Genomic DNA, 15,433 nt, shown 5'->3' with positions numbered 1-15,433 from the left:
TATTTTGGACAAATCGCAGTAGACGATGCACACCATGTTATTACTGGAGCGTGTTCTGATTTTGCAGACAAGCGCGATAGTCAATGTTTAGAAAAAATTGTGGAACTTATCGAAGAAAACCTAAACGAAAACGACATTGAATTAGAAGAACTTTTAGCCGATGGCGGTTACAGCAGTGGCGAAGCGTTGGCGTATTTACATAAAAAAAATATTGATGCCTACATTCCTAACTTCGGGCAATACAAACCCGAGCGCGAAGGTTTTACCTTCAACAAAGAGGAAAATTATTACCAATGCACTAAACCCGAAGGCAACCAAGCCAAACTCCTTTTCAAAGGCGAAAAAACGGATAGTAAAGGCTACACCAAACGCACGTACCGAAGCAGCGAGAGTGACTGTAAAAACTGCCCACTCAGAGAACAATGTTGTGGCAAAAGCACTAAGTTTAAAAAGCTAGACGATAGCATCCACAAAGAACATTACGACCGTATGCATCAAAAACTCACACAAAATGCCAAATATGCCAAAAAGATGTCGAGAATACGAAGTAAAACAGTCGAACCTGTGATTGGAACCTTGGTCAACTTCACGAACATGAAACGAGTCAACACCCGAGGCATCAAAAACGCAAACAAACATGTACTCATGGCAAGTTTAACCTACAACTTGAAGAAATACTTGCGTTTTACCATCAAAAAACCAAGTGTTTTAGCCCAAGTTATTTCCCTAAAACAAGGGAAGTACTTTGCTTTTATAAAAACGGTCTTTTTAGACAACAATAACTCAATTTTAAGCTTTCTAAAAATTAGAATTTTGTACATGAACTAAAATAAAACCTCGCTTAAAAGTGCTTAAACGAGTTCGGAATTTTATGTTTTTTGAAATTTTATTTAAAAAATGGTAGTTATGCAACAGTTACCGCTGTTAGCAAACGTTATTTCTTTTTTATACTACTATGTTCAATTTTTTCGATATCGTATAATATTTCTATTGAGTCATTCACTTTTGGCATATTATCGAAATATTCATTAAGCTCTTCTTTTCGGATAATATCTAAGCCACTAACTGTATCAGAATTATAAAGAAATTTATATTCAATACTATAGGTATGAATCCGTGTAAGTTCCAAATCATTTATTCGCCTATATTCCGATTTAATAGAAGATATTGTTGCTGTTGTTTGGACGCCATTATTTCTTAGATGTTTCTCAGTTCGATAATTCCATATTCCAATAACAAATAATATAACTAGGGTTCCAAAAATTGTTGCTATTAACTTCTTACGATTTATTTTAGATTTTTTTACATACAAATTAGGGTTTGCTTTCTCAAGTTGTTCTCTTGTGTGTTTTTCTGTATATGGGTACTTTTTATTCATATATTACTATTATGAATTATAATATAATGTTTGCCAACTTGTATATATATTTAGTTTTTGCAATAAGATAAATAAAGCAAACTGTTTTCATATAGCTTTACTTAACCATTATTGCGTATTATTTTTTATTCAAGATCAAATATACAAAAAACCTCTTACAAAAAAATCCCGATTTTCATCGGGATTCTGGTATTAATACAAACTTGGAAATTTCTTTGGATTCGCTTCGTGCATAATGGCGTACACTTTTTCGAAGATGTCTTCTACACTTGGTTTAGAGAAATAATCGCCGTCGGTGCCGTAGGCTGGTCTATGCGGTTGTGCGGCTAATGTTTGTGGTTCGCTGTCTAAATGGCGATACGCTTTTTGGTTTTCTACAATTTCTTGTAAAATATAAGCACTTGCACCACCAGGAACGTCTTCATCAATTACTAACAAACGGTTCGTTTTCGCAACCGATTTCACAATGTCATGATTGATATCAAAAGGTAAAAGCGATTGAATATCAATAATCTCCGCACTAATACCAACAGTTTCTAATTCTTTGGCAGCTTGTTCTACTAAACGTATGGTAGAACCATAAGAAACTAACGTAATATCGCTTCCTTCTTTAATGGTTTCTACTACACCAATTGGTGTTTTAAAAGTTCCTAAATTGGTTGGCATTTTTTCTTTCAGACGGTAGCCGTTCAAACATTCTACGATTAAAGCTGGTTCGTCGGTTTCTAATAGCGTATTGTAAAATCCAGCGGCTTTGGTCATATTTCTTGGTACCAAAACATGAATACCACGAATCGCATTAATAATCATTCCCATTGGCGAACCTGAATGCCAAATGCCTTCTAAACGGTGTCCACGCGTTCTAATGATTAACGGTGCTTTTTGTTTGCCGTGCGTTCTGTATTGTAAAGTGGCTAAATCGTCACTCATAATTTGAATGGCATACAATAAATAATCCAAATATTGAATTTCTGCAATTGGTCGTAAACCACGCATCGCCATTCCAATTCCTTGTCCTAAAATAGTAGCTTCACGAATTCCAGCATCCGCCACACGGAATTCTCCGTATTTTTCTTGCATGCCTTCCAAACCTTGGTTTACGTCACCAATGTTTCCTGAATCTTCACCAAAAATCAATGTTTCTGGATATTTAGCAAAAATAGCATCGAAATTATCACGTAAAACCAAACGCGCATCTACTTCTTCCGCTGTTTCATCGTAAGTTGGTTTCACTTCTTGCACCGAAAACACATTTTTATCGGATTGCGAGAACAAATGCGAACTGAATTTCGGTTGGATCGTATTGGTATAATTGGTAATCCATGTTGCCAATTGACTTTGACCGTTTTCACCAATAATCATTCGCAAAATCTTTCTTGCGGTAGTGATGATGTCTTTTCTAATTGGTTCTTTGATTGCTGCTAAATCGTTAGCATATTTTTCAATAAATACTTTGTTAGCACTTGAAGCCGCAATCGTATTTAATAACGCTACTAATTCTTGTTGTTCGGCTTTAATTGGTGCTGTAAAAGCAGTCCAAGCGGCTTTTTTACCTTCTAAAACGTCTTTTTTAGCGGTAGTTTCAATTTCGGCTAGTTCTTCTTCCGTAGCGATATTATTGGCAAGCATCCATTGTCTCATTTGTGCCACACAATCAAATTCCGTTTCCCATGCCAAACGCTCTTTACTTTTATAACGCTCGTGACTTCCCGAAGTGGAATGTCCTTGCGGTTGTGTAAGTTCGTTTACGTGAATTAAAACGGGAACGTGTTCTTCTCTAGCAATTTTTGATGCTTTTTGATAAGTTTCTACCAATGCTGGATAATCCCAACCTTTCACACGAAGAATTTCGTAGCCATTTTTATTTTCATCACGTTGGAAACCTGCTAAAATTTCCGAAATATTTTCTTTTGTCGTTTGATGGCGTGCGTGAACCGAAATTCCGTATTCGTCATCCCAAACGCTCATTACCATTGGTACTTGTAAAACACCAGCAGCATTGATAGTTTCAAAAAACAAACCTTCTGAAGTAGAAGCATTTCCAATAGTTCCCCAAGCGACTTCATTTCCTTGTTTAGAGAAATTGGTAAATTCTTCCAAACCTTTTACATTTCTGAAAATTTTAGAAGCTTGTGCCAAACCAAGTAAACGCGGCATTTGTCCAGCAGTAGGAGAGATGTCGGCACTTGAATTTTTTTGTTCGGTTAAGTTTTTCCATTGCCCATTTTCGTCCAAACTGTGCGTAGCAAAATGCCCACCCATTTGACGACCGGCGCTCATTGGATCTTGGTTAATATCGGTATGGCCGTATAATCCGGCAAAAAATTGTTGGATATTCATGGCGCCAATTGCCATCATAAAGGTTTGGTCACGGTAATATCCTGAACGGAAGTCGCCGTTTTGAAACGATTTGGCAAGTGCTAATTGTGGTACTTCTTTTCCATCACCGAAAATTCCAAATTTTGCTTTTCCTGTTAGTACTTCTCTTCTTCCCAATAAACTACATTCTCTACTAACAGTGGCAATTTTATAGTCGTTTAAAACTTCTGTTTTGAAATCTTCAAAAGATAAAATTTCTTTTTCGGCAGCTTTATTCATAAATAAAATAATTGAATTGTTACAAATGTAATTAATTCGGCAATACCAAACAAGATGGTGAAATAGAAAATTTTAATTATTTTCAATAATCAGCCAAAACAGATGTAAATTATGTAAAAAATAAGCAAAATAAACTACTTTTGATATTGATAATGTAATAAATTAAGTAAAATTAATTACTAAAACCATTTTCTAGTGAAAAGCGAGATTAAGGTTTGAGGTGAGAGTGTTACAACAAATCGGATTTTTTCGTCATAATTGTTCTCGTTGAATGCAAATCCATTGGAAGAATATACTGGGAAAAAAAGTTCAAAATAATCAGGAACCAAATTTAAATGAAATCCAGAATCGTACACAAATCTTGGACTTTGGTATTGATTTTTAAATAGTCCAATATCGCCATAGACTTGCACCCAATTCCAAATATTGAAAGTAGCGTTGGTTGTGGTCATCCATTGATTAGCAAAACGTACATCAAATTTAGATTTAAAACCGCCTTCGGCATACACGTATTGTTGACTATACAAACCAGTAGTTTCGCTTCTTCCCAAAAGCGGTTGTTCAAACATATAATCAGTAGGTTGATCCAATCCAAAACTAAAAAAATCGGAAGTGGTACTGCGATACAAGAAAGTTCCAGCGAAGAAACGCAAACTGATTTGACGGTTGTTTTCGAAAAGTTTTCGGTAATGAATTTCGGTGTAGACTTTTCCAAAAGAATTCGCGACTTGCAAATCAGAAAGGAAACTGAAATGTTTGGTTCCTTCCGATTGGATATTGCCATATTTGATGTTGAACAAGTTGTAATCTTCGGTATTGATGTCTACAATAAAAGGCGAACTTTCTCTGCTGGCAAACAATTGGCGCATTTGAATGAATTCATTTTTGTTGCGTCGTAAATTCTTATCTCGGAATAGAAATTGAACCGTTGGGCTAATTTTGGTATAACGAGCATCAGGCGCATAATGAAACTGGCTTGCCGACATAATATAACGAATGCGGTACAAACTGCCTTCGTCTCTAAAAAGTTGATCCATAGAAAACGAAGCTTTTCCTACTAAACTTTGTGTATTGGGCGAATAAAAAGGTGTAACGCTAAAATTAAAAGGTTTATTGAGCAGTGATTTGTTATTTAAATTCATCCCAAAAGCCAAGCCGTCATACAAATTAAACTCAAATTCAGGAACATAGAACAATTGGTTGTAATAAGGTTCTTCCAAATCGCGAAAGAAATTCAATTTTAACGGACGATTGTTGTAGAAAAATCCTTTTAGTGATTTCCAGTTGTTTCTCAAATTGTATTCCGGAATTTCATTGAAATAGTTTAATGTGAGTTTGTCAGCGCCATTTCTTGGTACGACAAAAGTAGTATCGGTGGAAACATTGGTAATCCATTTTTTAAAAACAACCGTATCATTTTTGAGTCCGTAAAAGGAAATAGGAACATTAGTTTGTGTTTTGTTCTTGATGGTAACGGTTACATTTTCGTCTGTTTTCTTAACGTTTCCAAATTTAAAATCGATTAATTTTCGTGTATTGATTACCGTTTCAAAAAACCAATTGATATCTTCTTTGGTGTTTTTCTTTAGAATGTATTCCAAGTCATATTTAGAAGTGGGACATTCGGCACTATTGGTAATAAATTCTTGAATACTTTTTGCCACAATATCATTTCCCAAATAGTTATCAAGATAATTGAAACTCAATCCAGCACGATATTTACTTGAAATTTGTTCGTTAAATTTGACTAAATTTTCTTTGGATTCAGCTAACGGTTGGTCTAGATTTTTTCTAGCCATTAACATGTACAAATAGTTGTATTGTTGGTTGAAATCAATATTAATTAAGTTATACGATTTCAGGATTTTGAAGCTGGCTAAGTTTCCAGTCATTTTTAAATCGGGGTGAAATTCGCTCACATATTGCATCATTAAGAAGATTTGAATTCCATCTGAAATCCAATATTCTTTGCGGTTATTGAGTTGTAAATTGGCTTTTAAATAGTTGTTCAAATACGTTTTTAGGAACATCAATTCAAACATCAATTCATTGGGATACGGACTCAAAAATGCGGGTAACTGGTTCAACCCATAATACGGTTCACGATTGTAATCTTCCTGAGAAACAAGTATTTTTTTACTAACTGGTTTTCCAATTTTTTCAGCTGTAAATCTTGTGATTTTATCAATTACCAATGCATGTTGGATATCACTAATGCGATTGCTTCTTAAACTCGAACTTACTTCGATGAATTCATTGGAATAATTGGTAAAATCTTCATTGGGAGTTACGACTAATTCAACATCCAAATAATTTTTACCAGTTAATAGCCAATGATTGTCTCTTTTATCGGTTTTTAAATTGGAAGCTAGATAATAGTTTTTAGGGATTTCTACTTCTATGGAATAATTGGCAAGTGCATTGGTTTTGTCGTTTAGATTTTCATTGCTTTGAAGTAAAAATCGTCTGTTTTCATAACGAGCCGGACTCAAAAACCAATCTTTCAAATATAGTTTCCCGTTGGAATCATACCCGTATTTCGTAAAGCGATTATTTGGAATTTTAATCAAATACGTTAACATGATTTTTTGGCTAGAGTAGGGCGGAATAGGCTGATTTAGCGTTATTTCAACAATGTCGACTGCTTTTTCATTTCTTTTCCATTGTATGGTTTGGAATTTTTCATCTGTAACCGAATTGATTTGAGTATAACCGCGATCACTTTCATTAGCCAAGTGAAAAGCACGAACAAATTCATCTGAAAAACGGTTGGCAAGCGCAGAGCTTTTGGAAGAAAAAGCATGATTCCAATCATTCAGGATAATTGTTTTTAATGTATCGGGCGAACTGTTTTGAAAGGTCAATTCTTGTTGAACAAGTAAAGTTTTTTCATCGGTGTTCACACGAACTTTCATGGCATTAAAATGCTGTGCAAAACCAATTGTGGTAAAGCAAAACCAAATTACACTATGAAAAAATTTATTGTTCAATTGCTGTTTATTAATAAGATTACAAGTATATGAAAAAGGTTGCGTATAACACAATTTTACTTACGAAAATGATAGCTGATTTGATTTAATTTGTTTTAAATTAAACTAAATGCTAAAAAAATGTTATGATTCTCTGAGAATTAAGTTGTTACAACGTGAAAATGCTATCTTTGTTAAAAATATTGTTATGTTCCAAAAATTACTTACCTACTTTTTTTTAATTTGCGTATCCTATGGTTTTTCGCAAACGGTTGTTATTAATGAATTAGATGCTGATACTCCAGGAACCGATGTTAAAGAATTTGTTGAATTAAAGTCTTTTGATGCTGGTGGAATTGCTTTACCCAATTATCCTTTAGATGGTTATGTTTTAGTTTTTTATAGAGCTTCAACAAATTCAATTTACAGAACTATTGATCTTGATGGATTAGTAACTGATATTAATGGAATAGTTCTTTTGGGTAATTCTCAGGTTTCACCAACACCTGCATTTATTATACCAAACAATGGAATTCAAAATACTTCTTGTGTTGTGACCCTTTATCTAGGAAATGGTACAGATTTTCCTCTTGATTCAGCCACATTTGATGTTCCGAATTTGGTAGATGCTTTTGCTCACTCTAATAATACCACACAGCCAACTTATTTAATGGGACAATTAGGAATTCCTTCTACTTCCTTTTATACAGAGAATGATGTGAATTCCATTCAAAGAAAAAATGATGGAACATACGAAGTAAAAACACCAACACCAGGCGTTAATAATGACGGTTCGGGTATTCCAATTAATTATATTTCGGTTTCGTTTCCACAAACGAGTTTTACAGAAGGCGATAGTTTTAATATTACGTTTACAACTAGTGAACCTGTTCAAAACGAAAATTTGATTTTAAATTTCACTTTAGCTAATGGGAATTTCACAAATCTAGATTTTTCAGGTGGTTTAACAGTGGTAATTCCTGTTGGAGAAACTACAGTTCAAAACGGAATAAACATTATAAATGATGGTATAGATGAAGGTGATGAGGAAATGTTGTTTAAATTCCAAACTATTCCTTTTGGTTACTCTGCTAATAATGACAATATTCTTATTCGTGTTTACGATATTAATTTTGCCACAGATCCTTGGGGAACGCCATTAAATCCTACAGATGGAATTGTTACGCCACAAATTCCAGCGGGTTATTATGATTCTTTGGAAGGTTTATCAGGCGCTACTTTAAAACAAGCTGTACAAGATATTATTGCCAATCCAGCAGTTGTGCGTTTACATAGTTATGCTGATATGTGGGAAGTTTTGAGAGATGCTGATAGAAATCCAGAAAATAACAATCAAATTTGGGCAATGTATATTGAAGCACCAATGGCAAAGTTAGACCAACAAAATACTAGTAGTATTGTTGGAAAATGGAACAGAGAACACATTTTCCCACAATCGAGAGGTGGTTTTGTAATTCCAGAAATTAATATAGCAGATGGAATTAACTTTTGGACATCCACAAGTGCAAGTAATACAGTTGATGGAGTTTCCGATGCACATCATATTAGAGCAGAGAGCGGACAAGAAAACTCTTCAAGAGGGAATAAAAATTTTGGTAATACAACAACTTCAACAACTTATTCAGGTTATTCAGGAAATTTTGGTTCTTGGAAAGGTGATGTTTCAAGAGCCTTGTTTTATATGGGTGTTCGTTTCAGTGACCTGAATCTTGTAAATGGTGATCCTGCAGAATTAAGCGGAGGAAATCCTTCTTTCCAAATAGGTGATTTAGCCACTTTATTAACTTGGAATACACAAGATCCTAGAGATGACTTTGAAATGAATAGAAATAATATCATTTACAACTGGCAAATGAACCGTAATCCGTTTATTGATTATCCTTTATTGGCTGATTATATTTATGGAGCTAATTTTGGTCAACCTTGGTTTGCTGCTTTATCTTCAACAACTTTTGATGCCAATGCAATAAAAGTATATCCCAATCCAACAACAGATTATATTGTAATTTCTGGCTTATCAGGAAGCTCGAAAGCCGAAATTTACAACGTTACAGGACAATTAATTCAAGAGACAACTTTCACAAACGAAACTAGAATGGATTTGTCTTTAGCGGCTGGTGTATATTTGGTAAAAGTCTCTAACGGAAATCAATCATTAACTAGAAAAATAGTAGTGAAGTAAATAAAAATTTAAAGACATAAAAAAAGCGCTGAAGTTTTATTTTCAGCGCTTTTTTTTTAGAAGTTGGGTGATAAGTTGTATTTTTTATAGAAGTTGTCTAAAGCTTCTAATACTTCATCTTCGGTATCCACAACTTTGATTAAGTTCATGTCTTCTGGACTAGCGTTTTTCATTTTGTCAATCATAACGGTTTTAATCCAATCCAATAATCCCGACCAAAATTCAGTTCCAACTAAGATAATTGGAAATTTACCAATCTTTTTCGTTTGGATTAATGTTACCGCTTCAAATAATTCGTCTAAGGTTCCAAAGCCACCAGGCATTACCACAAAACCTTGCGAATATTTTACAAACATTACTTTTCTTACGAAGAAATAATCAAAGTTTAAGTTTTTGTCTTTATCAATATACGGATTAAAATGTTGTTCAAAAGGCAATTCAATGTTTAATCCCACTGATGTTCCGCCACCGTGATGTGCGCCTTTGTTTCCAGCTTCCATAATTCCAGGACCACCACCGGTAATTACACCATAACCACCTTTACTGATTTTGTAAGCGATTTTTTCAGCTAATAAATAGTATTTGTCTTCTGGTTTTGTTCTTGCCGAACCAAAAATGGAAACACAAGGACCAATTCTTCCCATTGATTCGTAACCATTCACGAATTCGGACATGATTTTAAATATCGCCCAAGAATCGTTAGTTCTTATTTCGTTCCAAGTTTTTTGTTTGAATTTCTCTTGAATTCTGTGATCTTCGTTTTCGTATTGCTCTTCTAACATTTTCTTTTCAGTTTTAAAATTTAATAAGCCCGCTAAGATAATTCTTTTTTCAAAAACTGTGCTGTGTAGCTTTTTTTATTTTTTATAATTTCTTCAGGAGTTCCTTTTGCTACGACTTCTCCGCCGCCTTTTCCACCTTCGTAACCAATATCAATTACATAATCAGCTAATTTGACAACATCTAAATTATGTTCGATAATTAAAACGGTGTTTCCTTTTTCAACCAACACATTAATTACATCCATTAACACTCTAATGTCTTCAAAATGTAGTCCAGTTGTTGGTTCATCTAAAATATAAAAGGTGTTTCCAGTATCTTTTTTAGATAATTCGGTTGCCAATTTAATACGTTGTGCTTCACCACCTGAAAGTGTCGTACTTTGCTGACCTAATGTGATGTAACCCAATCCAACATCTTGAATGGTTTTTACTTTTCGATAGATTTTTGGAATATTTTCAAAGAAATCTACCGCTTCATCTACTGTCATATTCAACACATCAGAAATCGATTTTCCTTTGTAGCGAATTTCCAAAGTTTCTCTGTTAAAACGTTTTCCCATACAGGTTTCGCATTCCACATAAACATCTGGTAAAAAGCTCATTTCAATGGTTCTAACCCCCGAACCTTCACAGGTTTCACATCTTCCGCTTTTTACATTAAAACTGAACCTACCTGGTTTATAGCCTCTTATTTGAGCTTCAGGAGTAAGTGTGTACAAACTTCTAATTTCCGAAAAAACATCGGTGTAAGTCGCTGGATTAGAACGTGGTGTTCTTCCAATCGGACTTTGGTCAATGTCGATTACTTTATCAATATGCTCTAAACCTTCAATTTTTTTATACGGTTGTGGTTTTTTTACTGCATTGAAAAAATGCGCGTTTAATATCGGATATAAAGTTTCGTTAATCAATGTTGATTTTCCACTTCCCGAAACACCCGTTACACAAACTAATTTTCCTAACGGAATTGTAATCGAAACATTTTTTAAATTATTTCCCGTAGCACCCGATAATTTGATGGATTTTCCGTTGCCTTCTCTACGAGTTTTCGGCACTTCAATCTTCATTTTACCGTTTAAATATTGTGCGGTAATGGTATTGTGTTTTAAAATCTCTTTTGGCGTTCCAATACTGATGATTTCACCGCCAAATCGGCCCGCTTTTGGCCCAATATCAATTACATAATCTGCACGTTCAATCATGTCTTTGTCGTGTTCTACTACGATTACTGAATTACCGATATCTCGCAAACTTTCTAGCGATTTGATTAGTCTTTCATTATCTCTTTGGTGCAAACCGATACTTGGTTCATCTAAAATATACAAAACTCCAACCAATTGCGAACCAATTTGCGTTGCCAATCGAATACGTTGCGCTTCACCACCAGAAAGTGATTTTGAACTTCTATTTAATGATAAGTAATTCAAACCAACATCTAACAAAAATTGCAATCTAGCTGTAATTTCTTTAACAACTTCTACGGCTATAATTTTTTGTTTTTCAGACAAATGATTATCTAAATCGGCAAACCATTCGGATAATTCGGCAATGTCCATTTGCACTAATTCGCCGATATTTTTTCCGTTTAATTTGAAATATAAAGATTCTTTTCTCAAACGAGTTCCTTCGCAATCGGGACAATCGTTTTCATCCATGAATTCTTTTGCCCAACGTTTGATACTTGCCGAATCCGAATTATCGTATTGATTTTTAATGAAGTTAGAAATTCCTTCAAAATCGATTTTATAATCTTTGGTAATTCCCATAACCTTTGATACGACAGAGAATTTTTCATTTCCACCATATAAAATAACATTCATTGCTTCCTGTGGAATGCTTTCGATGGCATCGGTTATTTTGAAATCATATTTTTGTGCAATAATTTCTAATTGTTTGAAAATCCAAGAACTTTTATATTCGCCCAAAGGAGCAAAACCACCATTTTTTATAGATGATTTTGGATTTGGAATGATTTTTTTTAAGTTGATTTCATTCACAGTTCCCAATCCGTTACATGTTGGACAAGCGCCTTTTGGTGAGTTGAATGAAAAATTATTAGGTTCCGGATTTGGATACGAAATTCCAGAAGTTGGACACATTAAATTACGGCTGTAAAAACGTACTTCCTGACTTTCTTGTTCAATCACCATCATCACATCATCACCATGATACATAGCGGTTTTGATACTTTCTGATAAACGCTTGTCGGTATCTTCTTCGGTATCAATTGCCATTCTATCAATTACAATTTCAATATCATGCGTTTTATAACGATCGACTTTCATACCAAATTCTAAATCCCGAATTTGACCATTTACACGAACTTTTAAGAAACCTTGTTTGGCAATTTGCTCAAATAATTCGCGATAATGTCCTTTACGAGAACGAACAACTGGTGCCAAAATATTGATGCGTTTGCCATTGAAATCTTCTAAAATCAGTGACTTAATTTGCTCGTCAGAATACGAAACCATTTTTTCACCTGAATTGTAACTAAAAGCATCGGCTCCTCTTGCGTACAACAAACGTAAGAAATCGTAAATTTCAGTAATTGTTCCCACAGTAGAACGTGGTGATTTACTAGTGGTTTTTTGCTCAATAGCAATTACTGGCGAAAGTCCGTCAATTTTATCTACATCTGGACGTTCTAATCCACCCAAAAACTGACGTGCATAAGCCGAAAAGGTTTCGATATATCTTCGTTGTCCTTCGGCATAAATGGTATCAAAAGCTAATGACGACTTTCCTGAACCCGATAAACCTGTAATAACCACAAGCTTTTCGCGTGGAATGGATACGTCAATATTTTTAAGATTATGGGCTCTGGCACCAATAATTTCAATAGTTTCTTCAGTTGTGTGTTGCATAATTTTTGGCAAAACGCAAAGATACTGATTTTGGCACGAAAATTTAGGTTGAAGTTAGAATAAGAATTTGTTAAATAAATTTTGTTTACTCAATAATCATCGACTTCAAACGCATTCTGTATTTTTCTAAAACCAAATGCTTGTGAATAAAGCCAAGGAAGATTCCATCTTTTAAAACAGGTAACACTTTACAACCCGAAGCATCAAATTTATCCATGATGGTTTCAAGTGTTTCATCATAAAAGATAATTTCTTTGGGTTGTTGCATGATTTCATTGGTAGAAGTGTATTTGACTTTGAACTGAGAGAAAACAGTTGGTCGGATTTCGTCTAATAAAATCAATCCTAATAACCTGTTTTTCTCGTCCAAAACAGGAAAAATATCCGCATCGGATTGCTGAATTTTCTCCACTAATTCGTTCAAATTAGCACTAACTGAAATCGGTTTAAAATCGGTTTGAATTAATTTGGCAACATCAATAGAATTTAAAATATTGGCATCTCGATTGTCTGTAAAAACTTCGCCTTTATCTGCAAAACCTTTAATATCAAATGAATGAGGTTCAAATCGTTTGGAAATGGCAAAACTTATTGAAGAAACTAACATTAAAGGAACCATCAAGTTATATCCGCCCGTAATTTCAGCAATTAAGAAAATAGCAGTTAGTGGTGCATGAAACAATCCGCTTAATATTCCAGCCATTCCAACTAAAGTGAAATTTCCTACGGATAGTTTAGAAATTCCTGTTAAATTAATAAAATACGCTACACAAAATCCCAAATAGGAACCAACAAATAGAGAAGGAGCGAAGTTACCACCATTTCCACCAGCTCCCAATGTTAAACTGGTTGCGTAAACTTTGATTAGCATGGTAGCACCAACAAATAGTAATAAAATCCATTTAGAGTCTTGAAAACGTTCAAAAACGGTGTTTTGTACTAGTTTTTCAGGATTAGTATCGGCTAGTAATTTGATACTTTCATATCCTTCACCAAAAAGTGATGGGAAAAAGAAAATCAAAACACCTAAAATTCCTGCTCCAAAAAGGGCTTTATTGATAACATTGAACTTCAAATGAGCAAAATAATGTTCTATTTTTCTAAAAGTTCTAGCGTAATTTATGGAAACCAATCCACACAAAACACCCAGTAAAATATAATAGGGCAAATTGTGATAATCAAAAAATTGTACTTTTTTGAACGAAAATAAAATATCTTCATTCAACATCACCGTTGAAACCAAAGCACCAGTAGCCGCACTAATCATAATTGGTATAAACGCTGTAATACTGATTTCTGCCAAAACTACTTCGATAGCAAACAAAACACCTGCAATTGGCGCATTAAAAGCAGCTCCAATTCCAGCTGCAACACCACAAGCTAATAACAGTGTTCTATCTTTATAACTCAATCGGTAATTTTGAGCATAATTACTTCCAAAAGCCGCTCCTGTAATGGTAATTGGTGATTCTAAACCAGCACTTCCACCCATACCAACCGTGAATGAACTGGTTATAATTTGGGCAAACATTTGTTTTCTTGGCATGATACCGCGCTTTTTTGCCACAGCATACATGATTTGCGAAGTTCCTTTTTCTATAGAACCATCTAAAACTTTCTTTACAATGATTACAGTGATGACAATTCCAATGATTGGTAACGTACTATTACTATAAGGTAAATGAAGAAAATCATCCAATTGTTGCGACATTTTAAAAACCCAATGTGCAAATGTTTTTAGAATAATTACCGCCAATGCAGATGAAATCCCCACCAGAACACAAGAAAGGTAAATAAATTGTCGAGGTGTAAGCAGAGATTTTAATAGAAAAACAAATCGCTCCAAACGTCTGAAGTTTTTATGTAAAAACGTAGAAATAGCGAATGATTTTTTCTTATGCATGAACTTTTAAATTTACTGCGAAGGTACTTATTTCTATTAGAATTTGAAATTAGTAAGTTTCTAATTCTATCAATTTTTGTTGGCAAGAAAGTTGTAATTCTTCAAAAAAAGCAAAAAACTCCGATTCAAATTCCGTTTCAAATTGTTTGAGTTCTTCCATTGCTTTCGGCATATTGACTCTATTCTTTGTTCGGTAGTCCATTTGGAATAAAATGGTTTCTAAGCCTTCTAAACTAGAATAACTTACGAGCCAGTTTTGAGCAATCATGTAAGGAATCATGTTTTTTGTTCGTTCTGTTAAAAGGCTTTCTTCCTTTTGCAATAATTCATAAAACGAAGCGGCATATTTTTCTAAAGAAATTTCAGAAAATGCATTCCAATTTTTAGCCAAAAAATGATCATACATAATATCCATAATTACACCCGAATAATGTCCGTATTTTTCATGCAAGCGATGTTTACTTTTTCTGTAAATGGGATGAAAATCAGTAAAACTATCAATATGACGATGCAATAAAACCCCTTTTTGAATGTCTTTGGGATAACTTAAATACTTTGAACCTCTAATGCTATCTGCCATGAAATTACCAATTTTAAGTAAATCGTTTTCACCAGATAAATAAATATGAGCAAGAAAATTCATGTTGTAAGTTATTTTCGTAAATATATAAAAAAATCTTTGCGTCATTGTGTCATTGCGAGCTACATCTTATATATTTGTATTTCAAAATTA

The 15,433-nt window shown here is 34.0% G+C and carries 9 protein-coding genes; 2 read left to right on the top strand and 7 right to left on the bottom strand.

The features are described from left to right. Positions 1–828, top strand: an 828-nt coding sequence (locus tag DPN68_RS11315) for a transposase (RefSeq protein ID WP_157958503.1), incomplete at its 5' end; no start/stop codon positions are given. Positions 829–934: 106 nt separating this feature from the next. Here the strand turns inward: DPN68_RS11315 and DPN68_RS11310 are convergent. From DPN68_RS11310 to DPN68_RS11300, 3 genes are all read right to left on the bottom strand, one after another. After that, a complete protein-coding gene (locus tag DPN68_RS11310; RefSeq protein WP_113989755.1) occupies positions 935–1,378 on the bottom strand; it encodes a hypothetical protein in 444 nt (147 codons plus the stop codon). A 192-nt stretch (positions 1,379–1,570) separates the two neighbouring features. After that, entirely contained in the window at positions 1,571–3,976 is a 2,406-nt protein-coding gene (locus tag DPN68_RS11305; protein WP_113989754.1) for an alpha-ketoacid dehydrogenase subunit alpha/beta, read from the bottom strand. 179 nt (positions 3,977–4,155) lie between these two features. Next, a complete protein-coding gene (locus tag DPN68_RS11300; RefSeq protein ID WP_317047783.1) occupies positions 4,156–6,966 on the bottom strand; it encodes a gluzincin family metallopeptidase in 2,811 nt (936 codons plus the stop codon). A 187-nt stretch (positions 6,967–7,153) separates the two neighbouring features. On the opposite strand from DPN68_RS11300, the gene DPN68_RS11295 reads away from it, so the two are divergent. Continuing rightward, entirely contained in the window at positions 7,154–9,148 is a 1,995-nt protein-coding gene (locus tag DPN68_RS11295) for an endonuclease (RefSeq protein WP_113989760.1), read from the top strand. A 56-nt stretch (positions 9,149–9,204) separates the two neighbouring features. On the opposite strand, the gene DPN68_RS11290 is transcribed toward DPN68_RS11295, so the two are convergent. The 4 genes from DPN68_RS11290 to DPN68_RS11275 all read right to left on the bottom strand — a co-directional run bounded on the left by DPN68_RS11290 (position 9,205) and on the right by DPN68_RS11275 (position 15,343). Then, complete coding sequence (locus tag DPN68_RS11290; protein WP_113989752.1) at positions 9,205–9,930, bottom strand: LOG family protein; 726 nt, start codon at positions 9,928–9,930, stop codon at positions 9,205–9,207. Positions 9,931–9,962: 32 nt separating this feature from the next. After that, the gene (gene uvrA, locus DPN68_RS11285) at positions 9,963–12,797 is read right to left on the bottom strand and encodes an excinuclease ABC subunit UvrA (protein WP_113989751.1); all 2,835 of its coding nucleotides are present in this window, start codon (positions 12,795–12,797) and stop codon (positions 9,963–9,965) included. An 85-nt stretch (positions 12,798–12,882) separates the two neighbouring features. Further along, positions 12,883–14,700 carry a chloride channel protein gene (locus tag DPN68_RS11280; protein ID WP_113989750.1) on the bottom strand — a complete coding sequence of 606 codons (1,818 nt, stop codon included), beginning with the start codon at positions 14,698–14,700 and terminating at the stop codon, positions 12,883–12,885. Positions 14,701–14,749: 49 nt separating this feature from the next. Next, positions 14,750–15,343, bottom strand: a complete 594-nt coding sequence (locus DPN68_RS11275; protein ID WP_113989749.1) for an acyl carrier protein phosphodiesterase — start codon at positions 15,341–15,343, stop codon at positions 14,750–14,752. Between the last annotated feature and the right edge of the window lie 90 nt (positions 15,344–15,433).

It is taken from the genome of Flavobacterium tibetense, assembly GCF_003293845.1.
GTDB classification, from domain to species: domain Bacteria; phylum Bacteroidota; class Bacteroidia; order Flavobacteriales; family Flavobacteriaceae; genus Flavobacterium; species Flavobacterium tibetense.
Note: the sequence above shows the minus strand (reverse complement) of the source record. Positions and strands in the feature narration are given on the sequence as shown.

What these genes read in the sequence shown, in the direction of transcription:
- DPN68_RS11310 (WP_113989755.1), bottom strand. Translation starts at nt 1,378, where the DNA reads ATGAATAAAAAGTACCCATATACAGAAAAACACACAAGAGAACAACTT.
- DPN68_RS11305 (WP_113989754.1), bottom strand. Translation starts at nt 3,976, where the DNA reads ATGAATAAAGCTGCCGAAAAAGAAATTTTATCTTTTGAAGATTTCAAA.
- DPN68_RS11295 (WP_113989760.1), top strand. Translation starts at nt 7,154, where the DNA reads ATGTTCCAAAAATTACTTACCTACTTTTTTTTAATTTGCGTATCCTAT.
- DPN68_RS11290 (WP_113989752.1), bottom strand. Translation starts at nt 9,930, where the DNA reads ATGTTAGAAGAGCAATACGAAAACGAAGATCACAGAATTCAAGAGAAA.
- uvrA (WP_113989751.1), bottom strand. Translation starts at nt 12,797, where the DNA reads ATGCAACACACAACTGAAGAAACTATTGAAATTATTGGTGCCAGAGCC.
- DPN68_RS11280 (WP_113989750.1), bottom strand. Translation starts at nt 14,700, where the DNA reads ATGCATAAGAAAAAATCATTCGCTATTTCTACGTTTTTACATAAAAAC.
- DPN68_RS11275 (WP_113989749.1), bottom strand. Translation starts at nt 15,343, where the DNA reads ATGAATTTTCTTGCTCATATTTATTTATCTGGTGAAAACGATTTACTT.